Source organism: Anabaena cylindrica UHCC 0172 (genome assembly GCF_034931625.1).
GTDB lineage: Bacteria > Cyanobacteriota > Cyanobacteriia > Cyanobacteriales > Nostocaceae > Anabaena > Anabaena cylindrica_A.
Genome location: NZ_JAYGGY010000024.1, coordinates 16222 through 41920, shown reverse-complemented (window position 1 = coordinate 41920; position 25699 = coordinate 16222). Strand labels below are relative to the sequence as shown.

Here is a 25699-nt window from a genome sequence, read left to right as displayed (position 1 = left end):
AAAGTGTGACATTGCTAGGATTTCTTTCTGCTTCATTCTAGTATTCTAGATAACTAATAGTTATCGTAATTATACTGTTGAAATTATGAGCAACTTCGCTATTCTATTCCATTATTTTCAGCACTATTAAGGTTTTTGGATTTCTCAACCGCCTGGAAATAGGTGGGCTAATCTGAAAAGTTTTGTACTGGATTTCAAGCCTTGAATTTATTTGCTTGGTTTTCGCACTTATCACAAGTTTGACAATTTTTGTGTTGGCCTAACTATTTAGTTGGAGTTGTTAGCCCGCGCATCCCTGACTGCGGCAACAAAAAATAATACGGTGAGAGGAATGCTCAAAGCTAGGATAATGGCTGTGGTTGGGACACCTAAATCTGGTTGTCCAGAACTGAGTTCAAACACAGAACCGACAGCTGCGATCGCTGTAAAACAAGAACCGCCTAAAAATAAACCGCTTTTTGGAGTTAAATACACAACTAGACCACCCTATGCTACTGGTTTCACCGTTTGATACGAGAAGCCATTTTTAGATAGCTCCTGTGCTAAAGTCAAGGAATTTTCTACCCTGTCTACAAATACCACACCGTTGAGGTGATCCATCTCGTGTAAAATACATCTTCCGAGTAAGTCACCGACTTTTAATGTTTTGGGACGACCATATTCGTCTTTATAGGCGATTTCTACCACTTGGGGGCGTTTGACATCTAAATACACTTTAGGGATGCTCAAACAACCTTCTTGAGCTACGCAGAGTTCACTACTAACCTGCTTAATAACGGGATTAATCAATACCAGTGGAGGTGCTTCTGGTTTGTCTGGTTCACAGTCAATTACAATGAGTTGTTTATTAATTCCCACTTGGGGGGCTGCCAAACCGATGCCATCTTCGCTGTACATAGTTTGCAGCATTTCCCGCACCAGTTGACGAAGTTCATCATCTATTTTTGTCACACGCTTTGCGGGTTGACGCAGGACGCGATCGCCTAAATAATGAAGCTTCAAAGGTGGATTTTTTAATTTTTTCTTCTCTACAGCTATATCAGAGGGCATGATTCTCGTGGCTTAATGGTGAATGTCTTACTATTCAATTCTATCGTTAGGTGACAGGAAATAGGTGACAGTTAAGAGGGAATAGAGAACAGGTAATAGGAAATAATGATTTCATTACCAATCACCAATCACCAATCACCAATCACCAATTACCCATTACCCATTACCAATCGCCAATAATGTTTAAATTCTTCACCAAACTAGACTATCTGCTCAAAGAAACTTTCCTAGGGCTGCTGCGGGGGGGATGGATGAATTGGGCAGCGGTGAGTACTGTAACAGTGTTACTATTTTTATTCGGCTTAAGTCTGCAAACTTCTTGGCAAGTAGAAAGACTTCTCAATCAGTTCGGTAGTCAGTTGGAATTATCGGTTTATCTAGAATCGGGTATTCAAGCGGTTAATATTGAACCATTGGTGGTGCAAATGCCGGAAGTAGCGACGGTGCAGGTAATTAGCAAAGAACAAGCTTGGACGAAGTTAGTTAAAGACTTGGGAATTGCTGATATTGATGGTGCTACCCAGCAATTAGGAGATAATCCGCTGGTTGATGAAATGAAGGTAAAAGCTTTGAATCCCCAAGTTGTGCCGAGTTTAGCAACACAGTTAGCTAAGTTGCGGGGAGTTGATGTGGTGCAGTATGTAGACGAAGCTGTGAAACGCATTGCCCAGTTGCATCGGGGGCTAAATTGGATTACTTTAACAATTACCATAATTTTGACTTCGACTGCGATCGCTGTGACAACAACCACAATTGGTTTAATTGTCATGGCACGACGACGAGAAATTGAGATTATGCAACTAGTAGGTGCAACTTCAGCATGGATTTACCTACCATTTATTTTACAGGGAATTTCCTTTGGTTTAGTTGGTGGTGCGATCGCTTGGAGTTTTATCTCTCTCACTCAACAATTCATTAACCGCCTACTAGCTAACCAACCTGAATTTATCCAATTTATCAGCAACGGGTTACAGCTAACTGTTTCTCAAACCTTACTATTACCTTTGATTCTCTTAGGATTCGGTGCAACTGTCGGCTTAATGGGTAGCTTATTCGCTGTCCGACGGTTTGCGAAGAGTTAAAATAATGTAAGAATTCAGGAGTCAGGAGGAAGAATATTTTTCTCTTCTGTTCCCTGCTATATCAAATATTCTGTATCTTGAATCCTTACAAAATAATAAATCACATTTTTTGTTTCATGTAGAGGAGGACGCTTGCTTGGGCAGGTTTCCCTACTGGTGCAAAGTGTCCGTCGCGCAGAGAGGAATTAATGACATCACAATGGCAATGCTTGCTGCAAAATCTCGGTGAATGGCAGGGTTCATTCGCTCGTTACTCACCGCAAGGGGAACTATTGGCAGATATCCCCAGTGTAGTTTCCTTGGCAGGGTTAAACAATAACCAGACTATTCGCCAGGTTGTCAGTCGTCAAGGACAAGAAAATTTAATTTTAGAATACAGTTCCCTGGCACGGAGTACTTTGTTTTTTGAAAATGGCGCTTTTTCCCAAGGTTCAATTCAACTAGCACCATTTACAGAATTTGGGGCTGAACTCGGTTTAATTTATAAAAATCGCCGTTTACGTCTGGTGCAATTATTTGATAAAAATGGCCAGTTAGATAAAATAACCTTGATTCGTGAATATCTAAGGGGAACTCAACCACCAGTAGAAAACCCCACCTCACAAATAGATGACTTGTTGGGAGAATGGCAAGGTGAAGCCGTAACTATTTATCCAGATTTGCAAAAGCCCAATATCTACTCTACAACCCTGCAACTACAATTGGATGCCGCAGGAAAATTAGTTCAAAATATCAGTTTTAATGGTCGCACAATCACCTCCACCGCTACTATCAAAGATGCAATGATCATCTTTGATCAAAATCCCCAAAAGCAAGTACAAGTCTTACTTTTACCTGATGGTGCTTCTGCAACTTCCCCCCTACAAGTGCAGTTACGTCAACCTTTATTTTTAGAGGTAGGGTGGCTAATCAAACCAAATTTGCGCCAACGTCTAATTCGTAGCTATGACGATAAAGGCGCATGGGTTAGCCTTACCCTAGTCACAGAAAATCGCTCAAAGTTATGAGTTCACAGAATTCTCCCCACCTCACTCCAGAGAACAAGGAAGTTGTAAAGCCTGCTGAAGCAAAGTCTCATATTCTTTATTATTGATAGGATAAGCGCCAAATCTGGCTAAATGGGGATTCATCATTTGCGCGTCAAACAGCATAAATTTCTGTTGACGCAACCTTTCTACTAATTTCACCATTGCTACTTTAGAACCTTCAGGAATGCGGTAGAACATTGATTCACCAATGAAAGCACCACCAATCACAATTCCTAAAATTCCCCCTGCAAGTCGATCACCTTGCCAAGTTTCAAAACTATAAGCATAACCTGTCTGGTAAAGTAGCCAGTAAATCTTTTGTAATTCTGGAGAAATCCAAGTTGTTTCGCGTTTAGCACAACCAGCAACCACGCCGAGAAAGTCGCGGTTAATAGCTACTGTAAACTTGTTTTGGTTGAGAACACGCTGTAATGACTTGGGGTAGCGAAATTTCTCATCCAAAGGGATTAAAGTTCTTTCCTTGCTTCCATACCATCCCAGTCCATTGCTCTCATCAGCCATGAGAAAATAACCTTGAGCATAACCTCGAATAATAGCGGCGACATCATATTGCATAATTCAGCAAACTATCAAAAAAAGCCCCAGACGGCAGCAATTTGCTGTTATCAGCAAAATTTGGCGTTCCTCTGAGATTACCTTGGTAAACAAAATCTATTTAAAATATACAAAGATGACTGAGCCAATTTCGTCCATTACTTTACCACCGTCTGAAAATCCTCAGCTAGAAGGCGAATGGTTGCAAAAGCGGCTGCTGCGGTGGCTCGATGCAGAATTTCTTCCTGAATTAATCAATCAAAAAATTTCTCAACGCGCTGCACAAATCTTTGTGCGACAACGTATGGAAGGAGAAAACGACTTAGGATCTCTGGTAATTGCTATTGTCACAGAGATGCAGGCATTCGATTTTTCCAAAAGCTTTTATGGAGAGTTTGCGATCGCCAACGCCGTTAGCGATCTACTCTTAGAAAGCCTGGGAATTGATCGTTGTTGTGGTCAATGATTATCTTGGTCATTGGTCATTGGTCATTGGTCATTGGTTTAGAGTAAATGACTAATGACTACTGACCATTGATTACCAGCTAGACTTAACAACGCCAGGTAAAAGTCCTTGGTGCGCCCATTCCCGCAGTACGTTCCGAGACAGTCCAAAATCACGGTATACAGCTCTAGGACGACCTGTAACCCAGCAACGATTACGGCGACGGCTAGGCGCACTGTTCCGAGGTAATTGTTGAATTTTGCGGTGGATTTCCAGCTTATCTAGGGGAGATTCCGCACTTTTGAACTCGTCTAATAGTGCTTCCCGTTTGTCAGCATACTTTTCCACCATCTTGGCGCGTTTTTTCTCGCGCTCAATCATGCTCTTTTTTGCCATGAATTCCCTAATCTAGTTAAAGACACCATTCCCCATCATACAATGTCTATCACAATTATAGGGAAAATGAGTTTAGCAAAGACAGATAGAAACCGCATTCACATAAATGCTACACTTATCTGCCGACTTCAACCCTTCATTTTGCACTACTTTAATAAAGTACATTCATTAGTACGCTTGACGAAATAGTCTACATTTGGTTATATTCGCAAAAAGTAAGAAATTTAACTATACTGCCAACGGGTGAAATTTGGACTTATGTCATACTGAGCGTAACGTAGTGCAGCGAAGTATCTCGGAGATTCTAGAGCCTACGGCACGCTACGCGAACACTTCGTTCAGAATGACACTTTTAACCCGTTTTTAGTATAATGAAAATACGATTATTAGAAAATACTTGCCTATCTTTATTTAGCAGTATAACAATTGTCATGATATTGAGCCAAGGTTTTTTACCAATTCAAGCTCAAGAAATTACAAACAAGAAACCCAGTCCTGATTTAGTAAAACAAATAATTGCCAAAATTTCAAAGGATTATTCTGACATCAACTCAGATGATAAATTTCCCTTCTCTTTTGCAGAAATAGATCTAAATAGTGATAAACAAAAGGAAACAATTGTTCTTTTTAAACGAGGAAGACTCTGTAATAATCGTCATTGTCCTGTATCTATTTTTAATAATGACAAAAATAAACAATCCTCTAATTTAATTTCAGAAATATTTACATCGCGTCATGGGCTAGAAATTGCAGTGCTTCCTACTAAAAGTTATGGATGGTATGACATCGCTGCTTATGTATTTACTTATGAACCAAGGGACGAAACTTGGCGAGTATTTAGATTTAATGGTCAAGAATATGAACTAACAGAAAAAAAATTGAATTCAAAACCAAAAAATATTCTTTTGAATGAATATAGTCGTGAATTTAATTTAAGTGATTTCCAGAACAAGTAAGAAACCTATTTAAAAAAAACATCATGAAATCATTCAAGACTATCCTATTTATTAGTACAATACTAGTAACCCAGATAATTGCCACGAAAACATTAGCACAAAAAGTGGAAAAAGATAGCATAGTTCCCTCTCAAAAAGATGCTATCGCGCTGGCAAAAAATATTTGTGGTGAGGGCAATATTACTCAACAGAAAGGGCAAGTATCTTGTAAAACCTGCCCATCATTTACTGAATCCAGTGATGAAACTGGTGCTAGTATAACATCAGTAATCTATGGCAGTTTTACCAAAGCTGGCACTCGTGAAGCATTAGTTGACTTAAATGGTTGTCAACCCCATGCAGGTAATTGGGGAGGTAGCGTATTACTCCGTCGAACTAATCAAGGTTGGTCTAGAATCAGATATGAAATTGCATTTCGTTCAACTAGTTGTCTAAAAATCCTTAACTCGACAGATCGTCATTCCCTTATTTGTGAAAGTTCTTACGTTGGCATGGGTCATTTAATAACATCGCTTAACCAATTAGAAGTAGGTTTAACTAAAACTAAAACTACTAATCTATTAACAGTTAATGATAACACCGGAACTTGTCAACCACCATACTATGCAATGCTGATTGAAGATTTTACACTGCGAGATACTAACAAAGATAGCCGTGCTGACCTAGTTGTGAAAGTTAGTGAAACAAGAGAAACTAAAAATAATAGCACCTCAAATAACAGACAATGTGAAGACCGTTCTTCCCTACCAAAACCTATATTTCACCAGCTAATATTTTTGTCTAATGGTCAATCTTTCAGTGCTACTCCTGCAACTACTAAGTTGATAGAAAAGTTAAAACCATAGTAATATAGCATTTCCTAGTCTAATGAAGTACAAAATTACCTGCGTCCATCTGCGTTTAATTATTACTGCCTGTACCTTACTTGAATGGAAATACTGCTCGGTTAAGGCTCAAAATTCATTATATGGTAGGTTGGGTTGAGGCACGTATCCCTGACGGGAGGCGAAGCCATAACCCAACATTATCAAGGATTTTGTTGGGTTTCGCTGTCGCTCAACCCAACCTACATTTCCTTAACCGACAAGTATTGACTTGAATGGGAATTGCTATAAATACTTGTTTATGCTTTTAGTATTTTTTTTTGCTATTCTTAGATTCTGCCTGAGGCAAATTCATTGCACATAAATCAGCTAACTCACAAACATTGCAACCAGGAGAACGCGCTTTACACACAGCCCGACCATGATAAATTAAACGAATTGACCAATTTTCCCAATCTGGTTGGGGTAATAACTTCATTAAATCTTTTTCAATACCCACAGGTTCAGTATTTGTAGTTACTCCCAAACGCTGACTTAATCGCTTAACGTGAGTATCTACTGTCACACCAGCATTGATTCCATAAGCATGAGCTAAAACTACATTTGCGGTTTTCCGTGCTACTCCTGGAAGCTTTAAAAGTTGTTCCATTTGATTAGGAACAATAGAGTTAAAATCATTCACAATCATTCGACAAGCGCCTTGAATATTCTTGGCTTTATTGTGATAAAATCCTGTCGAACGCACTAATTCTTCTAATTCTAATAAATCAGCTTTGGCTAAATTTTCCGCATCAGGAAATCTCTCAAATAATGCTGGAGTAACTTTATTTACGCGTTCATCTGTACATTGAGCGGAGAGAATAGTTGCTACTAATAATTGTACAGGAGTTGAATAGTCTAAAGAGCAAGTGGCATCTGGATAAAGATGCTGGAGACGAGAGAGAATTTCTAAAGCGCGTTGCTTTTTTGATAATGATTTACGAGTCAAGTAATTTTAGATTTTAAATTGATAATTTTGGATTTATTTTCTAGTTTTTCTCGTTCTCTTATTCTAGAATCTGCATGGTAGGCAGAGCCTCAGTTATGGCATTCCCAGCCGGAGACTGAGAAGGAGATATACGAGAGGTTGAGAATTGCTGAAATCACTGTTACTGGAACAATTTAGGATAGTTGAGGCAGAGCCTCAGTTATGGCATTCCCAGCCGGAGACTGGGAACGAGATATACGAGAGGTTGAGAATTGCTGGAATCACTGTTACTGGAACAATTTTTGTACCCAATCTAACTGGGATGTTAACTGAGTTGTTTCTTTAACAATTAAGAAAATACCTAATCCTAAGAGTAACACCAAACCAGTTTGCATTACACTTTCTTGAATCTTCATGGGTAAGGGCTTACCGCGTAAACCTTCAATGAGCAGAAAAGCTAGTTGTCCACCGTCTAAGGCTGGTAGGGGTAAGATATTGATAACTGCTAGGTTAATGCTGATAATTGCTGCAAAAGAAAACAAATTAGCAAGATTGTCAGCAGCTAATTTTGCGCCTATTTTGACAATATTCACTGGGCCGGAAACTTGTCCAACGGTTTGTTGAAAGTTGGTAACTAATTGTCCAAAGCCTTTGAGTGTACCCACAAATAACTGTTGAAACCGATTAGCCGCAACGGTGAAAATCTCCCCAGGATTTTGAGGACGACGATAAACTGCTTTGCCATTGGGGCCTAGTTCAATACCAACTAAGCCTTTACCGTCAGCACTTTCTTGAGGAGTTAATTTCAGGGGGATTTGTTGGTTTTGTTGCTGAACTTTCAGATCGATTTGCTGATTTGGATGGGTTTGAATCTCTTTGGTGAGCAACAAAGTTGAACTGCTATCAGCGGGGAGTTCCTGACCATTAACTGCCAGTATAATGTCTCCTTCTCTCAGACCAGCTTGATAAGCAACTGATTGTTCATTGACTGGTTTGACAATTACACCTGGTTGATATTTAAATTCTTGTGGTATGCCAACGATACCCAATTGCAGAGCCAACATTAAATAGGCAAATATGAGATTTGCTATTACTCCAGCACTAATGACGATTGCTCGGTCTAAAACTGGACGGTTCCGCAGCAGATTTGGGTCGTTGGGTGGAATTTGGCTATCAGGATCGTCATCAGGGAAGCCGACAAAGCCACCTAGAGGGAAAGCGCGGATAGTATATTCCGTTTGTGATCCTTGGTACTTTAAAAGAATCGGACCAAAACCCAAGGAAAAGCGGTTAACGTAAATGCCTTGAGAACGGGCAGCTATAAAGTGTCCAAACTCATGTACCAAAATCAAAATAGCCAAAACTGCGATCGCTGCTAAAACTGACATAGAGCAAATTAATCAAAATACTGACATATATCTTCTTATTGTAGTTTGGGAATGGGCGTAGGGGTATGAATTATCGGACAATATCAGCGATGTCTGGGTTGCTTTGGAGTCTGCGACAACCTCTGGAAGTGAAATAAATAATTTCTAGATTAGGCTTTTAGTGTACTTGCATGGGATGATCTCTATTTTGAGATTATTCAAACCAGACTTATGACTGACAATACAGATTTTCGCATTGAACGGGACTCGATGGGCGATCGCACAATCCCAAACAATGTTTACTACGGTATCCAAACCCAACGCGCGATCGAAAACTTCCCTATTAGCGGTTTAAAGCCTTTACCTAGTTACGTTGATGCTTGTTTATATATTAAAAAAGCTACTGCAATTGTCAATGGTGAACTGGGTTGTATTCCCGCAGATATAAGTGAAGTTATTATCAAAGCTGTTGATGAAATCCTTGCTGGTAAATTACGAAATCAGTTTGTTGTGGATGTTTACCAAGCCGGTGCGGGAACTTCTCACCACATGAACGTTAACGAAGTTCTCGCAAATCGGGCTTTAGAAATTCTTGGTGATGAAAAAGGCAACTACAAACGGGTTAGTCCTAATGATCATGTCAACTATGGCCAGTCTACCAATGATGTTATCCCTACAGCTATTCGCATTGGTGCTTTATTGGCGCTTACCCAGACTCTACAGCCAGCCTTAGAACAGGCAATTTCGATTTTGGAAGCAAAAGCAGAAGAATTTCAAGATATCGTCAAATCTGGCAGAACACACCTGCAAGACGCTGTACCTGTGCGGTTGGGTGAAAATTTCCGCGCTTGGGCTTATATTCTCGCAGAACATCAAAACCGTCTTTATATCGCTTCTGGTGATTTGATGGTTTTGGGTTTAGGTGGTAGTGCTGCGGGAACAGGTATGAATACTCACTCAGAATATCGCCGACGGGTGGTAGATGTCCTTTCGCAATTATTAGAATTTCCCCTAGAACCTGCACCCCATTTAATGGCTGCTATGCAAAGTATGGGTGCGTTTGTGAATGTTTCCGGGGCATTACGGAATTTAGCCCAGGACTTGGTGAAAATCTCCCATGACTTGCGGTTAATGGATTCAGGCCCCAAAACAGGGTTTAAGGAAATTCAACTACCTCCAGTCCAACCTGGTTCTTCGATTATGCCAGGGAAATATAATCCGGTGATGGCAGAGATGACTTCGATGGTCTGTTTTCAGGTAATGGGATATGATAATGCGATCGCACTCGCTGCCCAAGCTGGACAATTAGAATTAAATGTGATGATGCCCCTCATTGCTTATAATTTGATCCACAGCATCGAAATTTTAGGTAATACTATTTCTTCTCTCACCTCAAGCTGTATTCAAGGTATTACGGCTAATAAAGAACGTTGTTTAGCTTACGCCGAAGGTAGTTTAGCATTAGTTACCGCCTTAAATCCTCACATCGGTTATTTAAATGCTGCTGCTGTGGCTAAAGAGTCTTTGGAAACAGGTAAATCTCTACGTCAGATAGTTATAGAAAAAGGCTTAATGACAGAAGCGGAATTAGCCACTGTCTTAGATTTAGAGCAAATGAGTGCGATAGTACCTTTATAAAGATGTAGGGGTTTAGCAATAAACATCTCTGAAAAAGAATGTAGAGACGTTCCATGGAACGTCTCTACAATGGTTCTAGGATACGCATATTTAATTTCTGGAGAGGTCTAATGCTAAACCCTCAAAAAATGTTTAATTCTTATAATTTATAGCAATCATCTCCACAAAAATTAATTCATATTACTATATAATTAAAATACTCTCACTAGTTCAGAGTTATGAAAAGTATTACCGATTTGAAACAACTCTACGAAATTGATGATTCTCAATGGCTAGAAGAAACAATCAAATTGCTTAAAAATCACCAATTTCAAGAATTAGACTTAGATAATTTGATTGAGGAGTTAGAGGATTTGGGAAAAAGAGATAAAAGTGCTGTAGCCAGTCTTCTATACTAAAAACGGGTTAAAAGTGTCATTCTGAACGAAGTGTTCGCGTAGCGTGCCGTAGGCTCTAGAATCTCCGAGATACTTCCCTGCACTACGTTACGGTCAGTATGACATAAGTCCAAGTTTGACCCGTTTGCAGTATAGAACAGATTATCCGTCATTTATTACTACTTCAATATTGGACAAGTGAATATGAAAATAATTCAGTTCACTGGCAAGGAGAAATTTATACTTTTAGAACTCAATTAAAACGCAAAATTACTAATAATCTTCGTAATTATTTAGAGGCAGAATTAAATTCTATTTATAAGGATGCGTTAGGTTTTGTGAAAATTAAAACTCAAAATTCCGTTAAATTTCCACCAGAATGCCCTTACTCCCTTGATCAATTACTTGATATCAACAATACCTGTGCCAATTGTTAGAATACCCACTGAATGAGGGTCTTTGACTAGTTATTTAAACTGATCATCATTTATCCTTCAATCCAATCACTCAAAAACTCAACTTGATTTTCCATATCCTCGGCTGACTTAGCTGCAATCAATCTTAAAATACCCCGTGCAATTTCCCCAATTGAGTAACGTTGCTGCTGTACCAATATCATCCCCGCATGAGGCTCTTCTTGGTTTAAAAAAGCTGTATGTAAGCGATAGAAATCCCGAATATTAGAACTGTACAAAACACGATTTTGGGACTTTGCCCATACAAGTTGTTCTTCATCCGAATATTGGAGCCGATTTACTTCCAAAGTCGTGATTATATCTACACCCCGATTTCGCAAAGACAGCATTAGAGAACGTCCAGTGGAATCTTCATCCATATACAAGCAAATCTGGCTCATTGCAACTTTCTAGCTTTATGTAATGCTTCTATACGGTTAGCTTCTGCCTCTTCTGCTGCAATATCAGCATCAATTTCTTCTCGGTTTGTATGATAATAAGTTAAGGCTGCATAAACCTGTGATAGAGTTAAATGACTTATTTGGTCAGAAATTTCTTCCGCACTGTAACCTTGTTTGTACCAGATAGCAATTCTTCTCACTGTTACGCCAGTACCAGCAATAATAGGGCAACCTCCGTGAATTTTGGGATTGCTATCAATTAGAGCGCCAATGTCAGTAATTGTAGTTGACATAGTTCTATATATTATTTATCTCTTACCCTGCTTACTTAATAAATTTGTTTATATTGTTATAGTATAACGCAATTATTAACCATGCAAACACAAAAACCATCTGTCAGCTTGATTCGTGCTAAATCTTACGAACAAGACGCTTTAAAAGAATCCTTGGAAACCCTGCTAGAACCCTACGGGGGAATGGCTGCTTTTGTGAAAAAGGGCGATCGCGTTTTACTCAAACCCAACCTACTCACAGGTTCTCGTCCTACTAAAGAGTGTACCACGCGCCCGGAATTAGTTCGCGCCGTTGCTGAAATGGTAATTGCTGTTGGTGGTAAGCCATTTTTAGGAGATAGTCCCGCTTTTGGTAGTGCTAAAGGTGTCGCTATTGCTAATGGTTTATTACCAATTTTAGAAGCATTAAATTTACCAATTGTGGAGTTTCATGGGAAACGTTATCAAACAGTAAACGAAGATTTTAACCACTTGCTACTATCAAAAGAAGCAATGGAAGCAGATGTGATTATTAACTTACCCAAAGTTAAATCTCATATGCAATTGACATTAACTTTAGGAGTCAAAAATCTTTTTGGTTGTGTTCCTGGTAAAATGAAAGCCTGGTGGCACATGGAAGCAGGAAAAGATGCGGAAAGATTTGGAGAAATGTTGGTAGAAACTGCCAGGGCTATTAATCCTACTTTAACTATTTTAGATGGTATTATCGGTCATGAAGGCAATGGACCGAGTGGCGGAGAACCTCGTCAATTAGAAGTTTTAGCAGCTTCGACAAATGTGTTTGCTTTAGATAGAGCAATGTTAGAAGTTCTCCAAGTTTTACCTGCACAAGTTCCCACTGTTGCAGCTTCCCAAAGATTAGGAGTTTGTCCTGAATTAGATGATATTGAGTTTCCTCATTTATCACCAGATTTACTCCAAATTGCAGATTGGCAATTACCAGAAAAATTAATGCCCATTGATTTTGCCATGCCTCGTGTGATTAAGTCCACATTTAGACATCTTTATATCCGATTTATCAAAGAACCCATGAGTGCTTATGGTAAAGGTTAATCTACTTATAATGTGTTGGAAAAGTCTGCGTTTGTATCGAGGTAATTGATTTTTTGGTGTTCCCTTAACCTTTAAAAGCATTAACTACAAACGGGTTAAAAGTGTCATTCTGTAGCTTGCTTCCCGTAGGGTACGAAGTGTGCCACGTCGTGGAGCTTTGCTAACGCGTAGCGTGCCGTAGGCTCTAGAATCTCCGAGATACTTCCCTGCACTACGTTACGGTCAGTATGACATAAGTCCAAGTTTGACCCGTTTGCAGTATAACTAAACCTAAGCACCTTAGCCTCCTTCTTTGCTAGGAAAGGGGGCTAATTTGTTTAATATACCGATATACAGATTGACAGAAAATTAGTCATAAGTACTAAGATATACAATTTTCAGTTGTTCATAGTTTTAGTGAATATTGCTGAATATTAGTAGCAAATTTTTATCACAGTAACTTTATTTTCAGCGCAGAAATATTTTGTCAAAAAATAATGGCAGTGATTTTCCGGAATGCTGGTAGCTGTTAGTGTATCTACATCTGAGCGATCGAAAATACCAAATATGCTTTAAGTGGGTTTAGCTAACTTTTTGGTGTATCAAACCCCAAAAAATCGGCTCAATTAACCTAAATACAAGTATTTTAAGGTGTTGGACTGATAGAGTATTCGGGTAATCTCCCTAGATTCTCAAATCTCGATTTAAATACACAGGGTAATTAATCATGCTGTGATCATAATCACTAAGTCAAGTAATCCTGATATGAAGTAAGGGATTTTATGAAAGAATTAGTCAACAAATAAAGCATTAAATCTTTGACGTTTAATTTGTAACAAAACAGCCATGTATAAAAACAGAGTGTGCCACTTTTGAAACTGGATGAAATTCTTTAAAGATACAGATTTTACCGAAGAAAAATAGCTAAAATAGTATTGAGACTCTCTTTTTTGGAGAGCAAAACTACAGTGATATGAAGAACCACAATTTTGTATGAATTCAAATAGCCCGTCTGCCAATTCTCCCGACACATATTCCCAACGTTTGGCAGACATTGTGGGAACTGCGATCGCTCTCATTACCCTTATCCTACCTGTGTTTATAATTTCACACTATTCTTCACCTGATGTTCAGAATAATCAGCAACAGCTAACCTATCATCTGGCCAGAGGTAAAGAATAAACATAAACTCCAGAAAATATCACCAGCGAGAAATTAGCTGGTATTGACTAAAATTACCCCCAAAGGTGAATAAGTCCCAGCGAAATCTCAAATAATGACTGAAAAAAGCGTTGCTAGAAATTGGCAGCGCTTTTTTATGGAAATGATTAAATTTAACGTGAGTTAGACAAAATTGATGGAAACCCTCATTTTTCAAGGCTATTCCCTGTTCCCTATTCCCTACTTAAATAGTATTAAAGTACTATAAACTGCGGTTTATGATGAATAGCTTGGGAAGAGATCCACTATTGCCCTAAAATTTGATACGGGGAGCCGAACTGCGTGCTACCTTGATTCACTGTTAGCGAAGGAGTTTTGTTGTGGATTTATCTCTTATTCCTGCCCAACCGAAACCGGGTGTGATCAATGTTCTGATTGAAATTGCTGGCGGGAGTAAAAATAAATACGAATTTGATAAGGATTTGCAAGCTTTTGCCCTAGACCGGGTACTTTATTCTTCCGTACAATATCCTTACGACTATGGTTTTATACCCAACACCTTAGCTGATGATGGCGATCCGCTAGATGGTATGGTCATAATGGATGAACCAACCTTTCCTGGTTGCGTCATTCCGGCAAGACCGATTGGTTATTTAGAAATGATTGATGGTGGCGATCGCGACGAAAAAATTCTTTGTGTTCCCGACAAAGATCCACGCTACGCCCATGTAAAATCTTTGAAAGATATAGCTCCCCACCGTCTGGACGAAATTGCCGAATTTTTCCGTAGTTATAAAAATTTGGAAAAAAAGGTGACAGAAATTCTCGGTTGGCAAGATGTAGACAAGGTTGCACCCTTAGTAGAGAAATTCATCAAAGCTGCTAAAAAATAGATAGTGGGTAATGGGTAATGGGTAACTGTAAAAGGGAAACGAGGAATAGGTGCTATTCTGTGTTACCTATAACCTACTGTTTACTTAATTACCAATTACCTTTCAAATTTCTCAGTTGCACCCCGGTGGGGAAGCCAGCTACATGGGGAAACCGATCCTTAGGGGTTTGGCAGTAGCTTGAAGCGGAAGAACCCACCCAATCGCGCTGACTAACAGATTACTGATGTTACAATTTCAACAACCACCCATAAATCAACTCAAGAGACTTAAACTACTCGCGGTTGTTACGGAAAAACCCAAAACGAAATGCAGCGCACTCTCCTTTTGGCTAAGATTCATAACTGTACCCTCACGGGGGCAAATCTTCACTATGTAGGTAGTATCAGCATAGATGAAATTCTTTTAGATAAAGCTGGTATTTTACCTTACGAACAAGTACAAGTAGTAAATAATGCTAATGGTAAGCGTTTTATTACTTATGCTATTCCTGCCCCTGCTAACTCAGGAACAATTGAGTTAAATGGAGCGGCCTCACGTCTAGGCATTATTGGTGATCGTTTGATTATAATGACTTACGGGCAGTTTACTTTAGAAGAGTTAAAAAATTACTCTCCTACGGTCGTCATTGTGGATGAAATAAACAGGATGCTAGAAGTAAGAAACTACGATGATCTGCTCAGTAAGCTCTAATTTCAAGAAAAATGCCAAATTTTGAGCTATCTGATTCTCAAACCTATGTCGATCAAGAAATAACTCCCATGCTAAATAACCTTGCTGGGGAGTTTTGGGTTAAATTCTGGGGGGTACGCGGTTTAATTCCTACCCCAAATAGTCATACCTGCGGCTATGGTAGTAATACTGCTTGTGTAGAGATATATGTAGCAGGAAAACGCTTGGTTTTTGATGGAGGTACTGGTTTACGCGTACTAGGTAAAACTTGGCAACAACAGCAAAAACCACTGGAAGCGCATTTATTTTTTACCAACTGCCAGTCAAATCGTATCCAAGGATTTCCTTTTTTTGCTCCTGCATTTATTACTGAAAATAGCTTTCATATTTACGGTACTGCTGCCTCTAATGGTGCATCAATTAAACAATGTTTATGTGATCAGATGCTCCAACCTCACTTTCCTTATCCTTTGCAGGTGATGCAGTCGGAGTTACTTTTTTATAATTTGACTCCTGGTAATCCGGTAGAGTTAGGTGAGGTAACAATTACAACGGCATTAATCAATAGAAATCAGAGGTCTATTGGTTATCGTATAAGTTGGGGGGACTATAGTGTTGCCTACGCGACAGATTTACATCAAAGTCTGGATTTAGAAGAACAAAAACAAATTTTACAAATTATTGACGGTGTTGATTTACTAGTTACTAATGCTACCTACACTCCACCAACGGATAAAAACCATGAATATGCTGAATTACTCTGGAAAACTCCGGTGGATTTAGCACAAAATGCTGGTGTCAAACGCTTGGTGATTTCACACCATCACCCAGATGATGATGATGTTTTTCTTGACCAAATTCAAAACCAACTTAAAGCTGCTTTTCCCAATGTGTTATTAGCTTCTGAAGGTATGGTGTTGCCTGTAAATCAGTAATTTTAAATTACCTAAAATGGTAGAATCAGCTTAAATAGTGACATTTAAGTACTTTTATTTGTGTGTTTCTAAATGGAGTTGGATGAAATTTAGAAATAAATTCAGGAGTTAAGTTGACGTTTTATTCTGTAGCTTGCTTTGACGCTGCGACAGATGATAACTCCTGAATCGTTTTTTGATGGATTTTAGGAATGAAGGTTCAAGTCATAATGTTGAGATAGGGTGATGAGTTTGGCTTTGATGAGCGATCGCACATTTTCCGGTGAGACTATCACACACTCGTCCCCATAACGCAATACTTCCCGAATTAGCCAGAAGGTATTTGATACTTTTCTAACGACTTGACGCACCTCTCCAATAACTTCGTTGCTGATGTCGTTAGTTTTTGGTTCATAAGCTTTAATCAGACCCCCGTATAAGTGTAAGTACACTTTTAGAGAATCTAGCCCTTGATGCCGCCATTGTCCGTTGATTGGGACAACACCTTTGATTCGATCCAGACGCAAACAGCGATTGTGGATGAGTTCTGGAAAGCCAGTATTGGCGATATCTTCAGTTTCGTCGCACCAAATATTTAAGTAAAAACGCTTCTCTTCAAAAGCAATTTCAGAGTAACGCACTGTAAACGATAAGTCTCCCACTTGAGGATTGGCATAGAGTAAGTGAAATGGTTGTTGATTTTGGCGGAATTGGTCTGTAAGAATGCGCCATGCTTCTGTAGGTTGGCTAACTTGCTGGAGTAGCGATTGACGTATGGGAGGCTCAAGTTTGCCTCGTTCTAGTAACAAACTAGAGGTAGTTTGCGCCTGTTCAATAAAACCAGAGTCCTTCAATAGTCCTATGGCTTGCTGGAGTGCTGCTACTTGGGCTGAATTGAGGGTGAAAGGTTCACCGACTTCAAACTCTTGTTGTGCGATCGCTACCAGCAATCCAGACACACTGGGGGACTTACCCCAGAAGATACTCAATTTTCGGGCTATTTCTTCCAGTTGTTCTTTTGTCCCAGAGGGAATTGAAAGTGTAATTGTCTCTTTTTTCCTAGACATTTAAAAAATGTAATTACAGTCTTGACATATAGTGGTATTTACAGTTATTGTATCTGTATTAAGGATTTCGGAAAGAAAAAATCAGCCAAAAGCCTTTGTAATTGCCAATCTAGAATTTACAAGCCAGATTAAAAATAGATGCTAAATGAGGGTCTACAACTATGGAAAGAGATAATTTGCTGTCCAGAATTTCCATTGATCCAAATATTTGTTTTGGTAAACCTTGTATTAAAGGTCATCGTATATGGGTATCACTAGTTTTAGACCTGCTTGCAGGTGGAGAAACAATTGAGGAGATTTTAGAAGCATATCCTAGTTTAGAAAGAGATGATATTTTAGCTTGTATTGCTTATGGTGAAGATAAACAGGATGAAACACCGCTAGAAAAAGTGATTTTAGCAAGGCTTTTTCCATTTTTACAAGAAATGGGAGGTTTCTTTGCCTTTGTTGATAGTCAGTATCACTTGAAAGTCAATGATGAGGATTTTTTTATTGATTTATTATTGTATCACCGTCAATTAAAGTGTTTAGTTGCTATTGAGTTAAAAACCGGAGAGTTTTTACTTGAGTATGTGGAAAAAATGCAGTTTTATTTAGCAGCTTTAGATGATGTATCTCGGCTGCCAGACGAAAATTCATCAATTGGAATTATTCTTTGTAAATCTCAACATAACACAATTGTTAAGTATGTACTGAGAGAGTCTAATAAACCTGCTGATATAGCAACCTATAAAATTGTTTCCACATTACCACAAGAATTTAAAAATCATCTTCCTGAACCAGAGCAAGTTGCTAAGTTATTAGATGGAATTGAGTAAACATCTAGATTTTTAAAGAAAATGAAATTCATTGATAGTTCCTACCTTTTTAAGCACTAAAATTAGTACTATCTACTCCAAATAACTTTTTTTACTAGATAGGTAAACCATGAACGAACAAACATTATTAGACAGAATCATATTTAATCCCCAAATATTTGGTGGTAAACCAATAATTCGTGGTCGTCGTCTAGCTGTTGAACATATTTTAGGAATGTTAGCAGCAGGAGATACTATTGAAACTTTGCTAGAAGCATATCCCTGGTTAGAACGGGAAGATGTGCAAGCTTGTTTAGTTTATGCACGGAGATTAGTTGGACATGAACATTACTATAGAGGAAGTTGTTAGGTGATTAGATGGAATTGAGTAAATATTTAAGCGAATATAAACCTTGCAAAATAGAAGTAAAAAATGATTACTAATCAAACCAATATATTGAAAATTTATTTAAGTGCCTTAGCTGCCAAAGTTATTGACTATCAGATAAATGCTGACTTATTAGCAGCCTTAGCAAACTACAGTAATACTCAGGAAATAGCCCGATCATTTGGTGACTCTAGATTAGTCAGACAATTGAATCTAAAGCGCAATAGAACTACTCAATTACCAGACCTTAAGTTCATAAATAACAATGTTGTTATTTATGAAAATCAAGAGATTGGTCAAATAAAAACATTGTATAAAAAACCATTGCCAGGAGAATTGCAAGCAAAATTAGCTATTGAGAGTGCAATTGATAGATTTTTAGAATATTTGCAGAAAATACATCATATAGTAGTATTGCATGAAAGCGACTCTCATGTAATTGTTTTCCAACCGCCTAAAAAAGAAACCATAGATTTTAGTACATTATGGAATAAATTTTTAGAGGATATAGCTTTTTCAAAAAATGGTTTCAGTGAATCTCATCTAAGAGATTTAACACAGACATTTATTCTTTTGCTGAATAGTGTTACTTTATCTGGTCGTGGTTTTAGTACCTTAGAAGTTCCAATTATATGTAAGGAACAAGCTGATATTTTAGCTGCTTGTTATTTAGCAATTATTTATAAAGTCCAAGACCGTCAAATTGAGCGTCAAAGAAAAATAGATGATTTGAAAAATAAACCAGCTACGGAGAAGAAACTACAAGAATTACAAGATATGCAGGATAAGGAAGCTAAAAAGTATAGTGAATATTTTCAAAAATCCTTTGATTCTGTTTTAAAGGAACAAGAATCTATCTGGATAGAATTAGAAGATATCGAATATCAATTGAAATCCGCAGGTTTAACCAAGTCACAAATTAATAAGTTAAATAAGCAAAAAGAAAAACTATCATCGCAGGTGATATTTAGTCAGGAATCTGTAGCACAAAAAATATCATTACTGGATACTTCTTGTGGTATTCCATTTGAATTTATTAAACTAGACAGTCAACAAAATCCTGAAAAATTCAAAGATATTATTGATATTTATAAAAGGTTTAATAAAACAGCCACAGACCAAATAAATTCTACTCGTGGCGACATTTTTACTCAATGTATTTTAGAGATGTATCGCTTATTGGAAAAGCAGCAACCCTATGATCCTAAACCGGAGGCTTTATTAAGTGAAAAACCAATACAAATGGAGGTAAGATCGCCTGGAGATGATGGTAAAGAATTTTGCTATTCTTGTGGAGTTAAACTTGATCCAAAAACTGCTAAATGGAAAGTTGCTAGATTCATGTTTGAGCGACCTTCCCAACGTCGTCAATCTTCATCAAGCGAAGACCGTCCATATATTTGCGCTTCCTGTTCTACTCTTGCTTTTGCCTCCCCCCTAAAAGTAACAGACGAAAGCATTATTTTGAAACTGAAAGATGTGAATAAAAATAATGAATCTGTTAATTTCAAGTTAAAAGAGTATATCCGAATGCTGACTACTAAAGAATTGAATTTAAGTTCTGGTCAGTATCTACTCTTAACCTCTGAAAAAACTACTAGTGGTGATATAGCATCTGACAAGTTAGGACAAGTGCAATATGCACTAGCTAAAGTCGCTTCTATTTTTCCTACAGAAGTATTAACAGATTTTGGATTTTATCTTGTTCCCCAAGGAAGTAAAGAGATAAAGTTAGCTAATAGACACTTAGTATTTATCAAAGGATTAATGGAATGTTATGGACAGTCAATAATAGTTTCTGGCAAAGATATAAATAATGATTTAGGAGAAGCTGTTCGTTATGTAGAACAAGATTTACCTTTATTAGCTGACTATTCTCTAGTTAAATCAGCAAATGTTAGTAATAAATTGCAACTAGAACAAATTCGGGAACTTTATTATAAGATACTTGAGGGGGATATGAATTCATCAAAACAGCTTTCTAAAAGAGCGCAATTATACCGAGATGTCGCAGCGTTGACTGGCTTAACCTATGCCTTTGTTCAATCTCTGGAAAGCACAGCTAGAAAATCCATGAAAATAGAGGATGCTGAAAGAGAAATGAGCAAAATCATAGAACAAGTAAATGATGCTGTCGCTTTCTGCTATTACGCTACTCTTGGCGACCAAGACAAGAAAACTGTGCAAGCAAGACTTTATCACAACAGTGATAATTACTTTATTTATGACCAAGCAAAAGATTTTTTAGAAACCAAATTACAAATTTTGGAACGAGAAGAAAAAGACGAAGCTAAACAACAATTGTGGCTAACTTTTTATGCAGATGATGTGATTAAAGCATATACCTATTTTGCGGAAAATGGCTATGGACAAGACCGAGAATGGAATGAATTAACCTATAACCTTAAACTTTCACTTTATACCCGCTTTCCTGAATTAGTACGCAAACTTAAAACTACAAGTGAGAAATAATTATGACAACTGGATTAAATGCAACTGACTCCAAAAATCCCCGCTTTCATTTTGATATCTATGCCATTTTAGAAGGTTCACAAGAACTCTACTTTGGGGATGAAGTACAAGTAAACGTCAACGTCGTAGAAACTGTAAAATTAAGCACAAAAGATGGTCAATCTCTAGAAAAATGCTATCTTTCACCTACTAAACGTAGAGGTGTAGAAAGACGTTGTTTATTATGGTCGCCGGTAAAAACTGGTGAACTTTTAGGAGATAAATATAAATGTGGCATTCCTCAAACTTGTGCTAAACAAGACTGTCCTATTTGCGCTCCCTATGGCGCACTTATCCCAGGTAAAAGCACTTTAATTGGTCGTGTGACTCATGGTGGTGGCGTTGCAGTTCAAGACTTGTACCCAGTCGATAAACAACGTGCAATGCACCCTTCACGTTTGGTAAACCAAAAAGATGAAACACCAATACCATTCAAACGCCAATATAATCAACCTGGTATTCTCTACCCAGTTTCTAACCATGCCTTGAGTGTAACCGATCAGGAATTTTCATCTGTTGCCTATGCCTTTCTAGATGCTTTGCCTCGCATTGGTTCTGGTAATCCCAAAGGTATTTTTATTGCTGAGACAGAAGACAAAATTGTTTTGATTGAAAGTAAAGTGATAGAGCTATCTGAGATTGATCAACAAATGCCATTGTTAGTAATAGATCGTTATCTTTCTCCTAGAGGTAAACGTCCAATTATATCGCCGTCAGAAACAGATCCAGGAAAAGCTATCCAAAAATTTATGCAATTAGCCAGAACTCCAGAAGCTAATTCTAACTACATTAGCACAGATAATTTTGAACGATGGATAGGAGATAAAGCTTTAGAAAAGTTGCAAGAATACGCTGGTAATTTCGTTAAGACAGTTTTACAAGCATAAATCTACAGGCACAATCAGGCATAATTTATGTATTGCCTCAAATTGAAAATTATACCTACGGCAGCAATGACTTTTCGCATTCTGCCTGGTTCTATCTTGAACATTGCTACCTATCCGTTTGTTCCACCCACAACTTTATCAGGATTTTTGCGAAGATTAGGAATGCTAAGTGCTGGTTTAGATATTCCTGAAACTTCCATTAATAAAGATAATCCCCCTGTTTACGTCTTACCACCTCTTTATATTGCTTTGGGCGCTTATCCTTCTTCAAATTCATTACGTATAGTACATAAAACCTATCGTAAAGGGATGCGAGAATTTAACCACTATAGCTTTTCTAAGTTGTACGCTGAAAAGGACAAAGCAAATTTTCAACTACATACCTGGGAATATTTCATAGCAGAAGAACTTATAGGCTATGTTGTCAGTGAATCTTTGGAAGGTTTAGCACAATTTAAGCAATTAGAAGGTTATGGATGCAAGCTAGGGAAAGAAGGCTTTGCTGTATTACAAGAAGTTTCTGAAGCAATTAAGTTAACACTAGATACACTAGCTGCTTTTCCCTCAACTCTTGTACCAATGGAAGCAATTTTACAAAGTAATCAATTTGTCGGCAGTTGCGATATTTACAATCTTTATCGCTACAACTGGAAAATAAACTCTAACAACTCTTCTATCACAGCAGGATTTTTAGATAATCAACCAACTCAAGTAGAAGGTTTTATTCCTTTTGTTACTGGTTACTATCCCAATGAAGGAAATTTACCTCCAACTCTTAATTACTACACTAATGAGGAAATTTATATTCCCTTATCTCTTGTAAATTTGTTAAAAGGTGAAGTAAATGTCTAAAGCAAAACGTCAACGTCCTTATATATTTGGTAGAGTCTTCTTTCCTGAAATAGTTAATGATGAATCTCTACCTATTCCTAATAAAGTTTATTTTCAACCTCTTGGTAATCATGTTGGTAATGTAGTTAAATTAGTAGAATTTTGGTCTGAAAAAGACCTTCCTTGTGAATCATCGTTGGATAGAGTTAAAGAAGCTGCAAAAATTCACGATACAGGAAAACCACAAAAATTTGAACTACGAGTAGAAACTAACAAAAAAAATGTGTTCAAAAAATATATCTACTCTTTTAGTGGACATAGATATTTAGCAGAAAGTAAAAATGCGTGGGTGCAAAGTTTAGCTAGAGGTCATCATGACTTTTCGGTAGGTGATATTAGTCGAGATACTTATCAGTTAAAAAAGAATCCAGAATATACAGAAATTCTTTTAAAAGATTCCTTAGCCTATGCCAAAGAACTGTACATTTTAGAAATGTGTGACCAAATTGAAGCAGAATTAGCTTGTAGAGTTATTGGTGATGATAAACAAGCTGAATCTCGTACTTTTATGGAATACACAATCTATCAGGATGAAAAAGAATCTAATGTATATCGAATAGAGCCTTGGATTTTCAAACAAGAAGAGATTAAATTAGATTTAAAATACTGGGCTTATATCTTATCAGAACAAGACAAGAAAATTTTAGAAGATTGTCGAGAAAACAATAGAGATTTTGACTTAGGAAAAAAGCTAGATAAATTAGCTAAAGATTGGTGGAATAAACAGCCTGAGAAGCCGGAAATAGAGGACACTATACAAATAAAGCTCAAACCTTTTGCATTAGAGAATAATCATGATGATAAAGATTGTGATTTTTGGTATAAACAATTAGCTAATTTTTTACCTAATCCCCTACAAAGGGAGATGTATCAAAAAATAACCATTTCAGAAGCACCAGATTATTTAATTAAAGCGCCCACAGGTTCAGGTAAATTTGAAACTGTTTTATTTCCTGCTTTAGCAAAACGTCATCGTCTGATTTTACCATTACCTGCTCGTAGCTTAATTGAAGACCAAAAGCAACGTTTAGAACAATACCTGAAAAAGTTTTCACAAATATATCCTCAACGCGAATTTTCCTTGGTTATAGATACAGGTTCACAAATGCAACGTTGGGTATATGTTGATGGAAAAGTAGAAGAGAGAACGATTAACCCCAGACGACATCTTTATAAAGGAGATGTAATTTTAACGACTCTGGATAAATTCATGTATCGTTATTTTGCTTTTGGAGATAAGCAGAAATCATTTATATTTCCTTTAAGGATTCATAAAGAAAAAACAATTATCTGTTTTGATGAAGCACACACTTATGATGAAATCTCCTTTACTAATTTTCACGGTTTGGTCACTTCACTCTATGAAGCTGGTCGCTCTATAGTCTTAATGACTGCGACAATGCCAAAAGAATATGTTCAGAGGTTTGATTATTTAGAAGTTATTGACTATGTTGATGATAAAGAAAACCTCTTAAAATTAGAAAAGCATCAAAATAGAACTCAGTATAGAGCTTTTGAATGGATAAATGATATCCAACGTAATTTCCAACAACCAGAAGTTTTTCAAAACCGCATTGTTGAACTAATAAAAACAGAACTGGAAATAAAACCTGAACGCAGAATTATTTCTGTTGTAGAAACTGTCAAAGATGCAGTAGGGATATACCAGAAATTAGAATTATCTTTGGACAAAAAACAATTACTACTTTATCATGGGCGGCTAAATAGTAAACAACGTGAAAAAGTTTATCAAAATCTCAAAAATCGTGATGATAATAATCAGCCTTATATTTTAATTACAACAAGTGCTATTGAGGTTGGTTGTGATTTAAACAGTGAGGTATTGATTTCTCAAATTTGTTTACCAGAAAACTTAATTCAAAGAGCCGGACGTTGTAACCGTAAGGGTAATATACCAGATGCTAAAGTAATTGTTGTAGGAAAATTAGAAGGTGAGCGAATTCCATTTTATGCCCAAAGCTTAGATGAATATGGCTGGAAAAAATATCAAGACACTTTATCATCTCTATCAATATTTAATGCTCAGAAAATAGGTGAGTGCATATCACGTCCTAATCATATTGATGATTATCGTGTAGTCGAACTTTTTTCAATGCTGCATGAATATGTTTATAACGCGGATTTAACTTGTCAGCCAACTCATGAAAAAGGTTTAGTAGTAACTCGTAGTTGGACACCATCTGCAACTTTAATATATGACGACGGTAAACATGGAGACAATTGGATAAATAAATTATCTGAAATTCCTCATATTACTGTACCACTTGACCGTTTAATTATAAAGAAAGATGAAGAAGGTAATTCAATTAATCAATATACTAATACTTATGTGTATGAGCGATATTATGACCAGGAAGAAACTAGATATAGAGAAAGAAATTTACGCTGGGGCTGTGCATATCAAAAAGATATTTTTGTCAAAATCAGCCCCGAAGTTGATGGTGCATCTATGTTTGATGGAAAACTTGGATATCATTACGACGAAGAACTAGGATTTGTAGAATTACCAGGTATTTTTCAAAAGTGGAGAACACAAGGGTTTGAGGAGAAATTACAGTATAAGTCTAATGAAACAGATAAAAAAATATCAGCAGTTCTAACCTACATAAAATCAATAGAAAATTCCTGATCACT

The 25699-nt window shown here is 37.4% G+C and carries 28 protein-coding genes; 19 read left to right on the top strand and 9 right to left on the bottom strand.

Going from position 1 to position 25699, the window contains the following annotated elements:
• Positions 1–267: 267 nt before the first annotated feature.
• Together VB713_RS08985 and def are read right to left on the bottom strand one after the other, a co-directional pair.
• Positions 268–474, bottom strand: a complete 207-nt coding sequence (locus tag VB713_RS08985) for a hypothetical protein (protein WP_323311215.1) — start codon at positions 472–474, stop codon at positions 268–270.
• A 12-nt stretch (positions 475–486) separates the two neighbouring features.
• Entirely contained in the window at positions 487–1050 is a 564-nt protein-coding gene (def, locus tag VB713_RS08980) for a peptide deformylase (RefSeq protein ID WP_323311214.1), read from the bottom strand.
• 179 nt (positions 1051–1229) lie between these two features.
• Here def and VB713_RS08975 point away from each other — a divergent pair, with 179 nt between their 5' ends.
• Together VB713_RS08975 and VB713_RS08970 are read left to right on the top strand one after the other, a co-directional pair.
• Positions 1230–2132, top strand: a complete 903-nt coding sequence (locus tag VB713_RS08975) for an ABC transporter permease (protein WP_323311213.1) — start codon at positions 1230–1232, stop codon at positions 2130–2132.
• A gap of 188 nt (positions 2133–2320) precedes the next feature.
• The gene (locus tag VB713_RS08970) at positions 2321–3139 is read left to right on the top strand and encodes a DUF3598 family protein (RefSeq protein WP_323311212.1); all 819 of its coding nucleotides are present in this window, start codon (positions 2321–2323) and stop codon (positions 3137–3139) included.
• 21 nt (positions 3140–3160) lie between these two features.
• Here VB713_RS08970 and aat read toward each other — a convergent pair whose 3' ends face one another.
• Positions 3161–3736, bottom strand: a complete 576-nt coding sequence (aat, locus tag VB713_RS08965; RefSeq protein WP_323311211.1) for a leucyl/phenylalanyl-tRNA--protein transferase — start codon at positions 3734–3736, stop codon at positions 3161–3163.
• 115 nt (positions 3737–3851) lie between these two features.
• Between aat and VB713_RS08960 the strand changes: the two genes are divergently transcribed.
• Complete coding sequence (locus tag VB713_RS08960) at positions 3852–4181, top strand: hypothetical protein (RefSeq protein ID WP_323311210.1); 330 nt, start codon at positions 3852–3854, stop codon at positions 4179–4181.
• Positions 4182–4253: 72 nt separating this feature from the next.
• On the opposite strand, the gene rpsN is transcribed toward VB713_RS08960, so the two are convergent.
• Complete coding sequence (gene rpsN, locus VB713_RS08955) at positions 4254–4556, bottom strand: 30S ribosomal protein S14 (RefSeq protein ID WP_015213685.1); 303 nt, start codon at positions 4554–4556, stop codon at positions 4254–4256.
• Positions 4557–4987: 431 nt separating this feature from the next.
• Here rpsN and VB713_RS08950 point away from each other — a divergent pair, with 431 nt between their 5' ends.
• Positions 4988–5512: a hypothetical protein gene (locus VB713_RS08950; RefSeq protein WP_323311209.1), complete on the top strand. Its 525-nt coding sequence runs from the start codon at positions 4988–4990 to the stop codon at positions 5510–5512.
• 23 nt (positions 5513–5535) lie between these two features.
• Positions 5536–6357 (top strand): hypothetical protein, encoded by an 822-nt coding sequence (locus VB713_RS08945; protein WP_323311208.1) that lies wholly within the window; start codon positions 5536–5538, stop codon positions 6355–6357.
• Between the two features lie 286 nt (positions 6358–6643).
• Here VB713_RS08945 and nth read toward each other — a convergent pair whose 3' ends face one another.
• Positions 6644–7324, bottom strand: coding sequence for an endonuclease III (nth, locus tag VB713_RS08940; protein WP_323311207.1), 681 nt, complete (start codon positions 7322–7324; stop codon positions 6644–6646).
• A 266-nt stretch (positions 7325–7590) separates the two neighbouring features.
• The gene (gene rseP, locus VB713_RS08935) at positions 7591–8691 is read right to left on the bottom strand and encodes an RIP metalloprotease RseP (protein ID WP_323311206.1); all 1101 of its coding nucleotides are present in this window, start codon (positions 8689–8691) and stop codon (positions 7591–7593) included.
• Positions 8692–8901: 210 nt separating this feature from the next.
• Between rseP and VB713_RS08930 the strand changes: the two genes are divergently transcribed.
• From VB713_RS08930 to VB713_RS08920, 3 genes are all read left to right on the top strand, one after another.
• Complete coding sequence (locus VB713_RS08930) at positions 8902–10308, top strand: aspartate ammonia-lyase (protein ID WP_323311205.1); 1407 nt, start codon at positions 8902–8904, stop codon at positions 10306–10308.
• Positions 10309–10526: 218 nt separating this feature from the next.
• On the top strand, positions 10527–10706 hold the full coding sequence (locus VB713_RS08925; RefSeq protein WP_416242421.1) for a DUF29 family protein: 180 nt from the start codon (positions 10527–10529) through the stop codon (positions 10704–10706).
• Between the two features lie 131 nt (positions 10707–10837).
• The gene (locus VB713_RS08920) at positions 10838–11122 is read left to right on the top strand and encodes a DUF29 domain-containing protein (RefSeq protein WP_323311224.1); all 285 of its coding nucleotides are present in this window, start codon (positions 10838–10840) and stop codon (positions 11120–11122) included.
• 50 nt (positions 11123–11172) lie between these two features.
• Here the strand turns inward: VB713_RS08920 and VB713_RS08915 are convergent, their stop codons facing one another.
• Complete coding sequence (locus VB713_RS08915) at positions 11173–11541, bottom strand: DUF5615 family PIN-like protein (protein ID WP_323311204.1); 369 nt, start codon at positions 11539–11541, stop codon at positions 11173–11175.
• A complete protein-coding gene (locus VB713_RS08910; RefSeq protein WP_015213678.1) occupies positions 11538–11834 on the bottom strand; it encodes a DUF433 domain-containing protein in 297 nt (98 codons plus the stop codon). Before VB713_RS08910 ends, VB713_RS08915 begins: the two co-directional genes overlap by 4 nt.
• An 81-nt stretch (positions 11835–11915) precedes the next feature.
• Between VB713_RS08910 and VB713_RS08905 the strand changes: the two genes are divergently transcribed.
• From VB713_RS08905 to VB713_RS08885, 5 genes are all read left to right on the top strand, one after another.
• Positions 11916–12887, top strand: a complete 972-nt coding sequence (locus VB713_RS08905) for a DUF362 domain-containing protein (RefSeq protein ID WP_323311203.1) — start codon at positions 11916–11918, stop codon at positions 12885–12887.
• Between the two features lie 972 nt (positions 12888–13859).
• On the top strand, positions 13860–14048 hold the full coding sequence (locus VB713_RS08900; RefSeq protein WP_323311202.1) for a hypothetical protein: 189 nt from the start codon (positions 13860–13862) through the stop codon (positions 14046–14048).
• 359 nt (positions 14049–14407) lie between these two features.
• On the top strand, positions 14408–14920 hold the full coding sequence (locus VB713_RS08895) for an inorganic diphosphatase (protein WP_323311201.1): 513 nt from the start codon (positions 14408–14410) through the stop codon (positions 14918–14920).
• A gap of 306 nt (positions 14921–15226) precedes the next feature.
• Positions 15227–15610: an aspartate 1-decarboxylase gene (panD, locus tag VB713_RS08890; RefSeq protein WP_323311200.1), complete on the top strand. Its 384-nt coding sequence runs from the start codon at positions 15227–15229 to the stop codon at positions 15608–15610.
• Positions 15611–15621: 11 nt separating this feature from the next.
• Positions 15622–16524 (top strand): MBL fold metallo-hydrolase, encoded by a 903-nt coding sequence (locus VB713_RS08885; RefSeq protein WP_323311199.1) that lies wholly within the window; start codon positions 15622–15624, stop codon positions 16522–16524.
• 185 nt (positions 16525–16709) lie between these two features.
• Here the strand turns inward: VB713_RS08885 and VB713_RS08880 are convergent, their stop codons facing one another.
• Positions 16710–17570: a transcriptional regulator gene (locus VB713_RS08880; RefSeq protein ID WP_323311198.1), complete on the bottom strand. Its 861-nt coding sequence runs from the start codon at positions 17568–17570 to the stop codon at positions 16710–16712.
• Positions 17571–17731: 161 nt separating this feature from the next.
• Here VB713_RS08880 and VB713_RS08870 point away from each other — a divergent pair, with 161 nt between their 5' ends.
• The 6 genes from VB713_RS08870 to cas3 all read left to right on the top strand — a co-directional run bounded on the left by VB713_RS08870 (position 17732) and on the right by cas3 (position 25694).
• On the top strand, positions 17732–18388 hold the full coding sequence (locus VB713_RS08870) for a PDDEXK nuclease domain-containing protein (protein ID WP_416242420.1): 657 nt from the start codon (positions 17732–17734) through the stop codon (positions 18386–18388).
• A 109-nt stretch (positions 18389–18497) separates the two neighbouring features.
• Complete coding sequence (locus VB713_RS08865) at positions 18498–18737, top strand: DUF433 domain-containing protein (protein ID WP_323311197.1); 240 nt, start codon at positions 18498–18500, stop codon at positions 18735–18737.
• 63 nt (positions 18738–18800) lie between these two features.
• A complete protein-coding gene (locus tag VB713_RS08860; RefSeq protein WP_323311196.1) occupies positions 18801–21227 on the top strand; it encodes a hypothetical protein in 2427 nt (808 codons plus the stop codon).
• A 2-nt stretch (positions 21228–21229) separates the two neighbouring features.
• Positions 21230–22153 carry a hypothetical protein gene (locus VB713_RS08855; protein ID WP_323311195.1) on the top strand — a complete coding sequence of 308 codons (924 nt, stop codon included), beginning with the start codon at positions 21230–21232 and terminating at the stop codon, positions 22151–22153.
• 66 nt (positions 22154–22219) lie between these two features.
• Positions 22220–23005 (top strand): hypothetical protein, encoded by a 786-nt coding sequence (locus VB713_RS08850; protein ID WP_323311194.1) that lies wholly within the window; start codon positions 22220–22222, stop codon positions 23003–23005.
• On the top strand, positions 22998–25694 hold the full coding sequence (cas3, locus tag VB713_RS08845) for a CRISPR-associated helicase Cas3' (protein ID WP_323311193.1): 2697 nt from the start codon (positions 22998–23000) through the stop codon (positions 25692–25694). Before VB713_RS08850 ends, cas3 begins: the two co-directional genes overlap by 8 nt.
• Positions 25695–25699 lie beyond the last annotated feature (5 nt).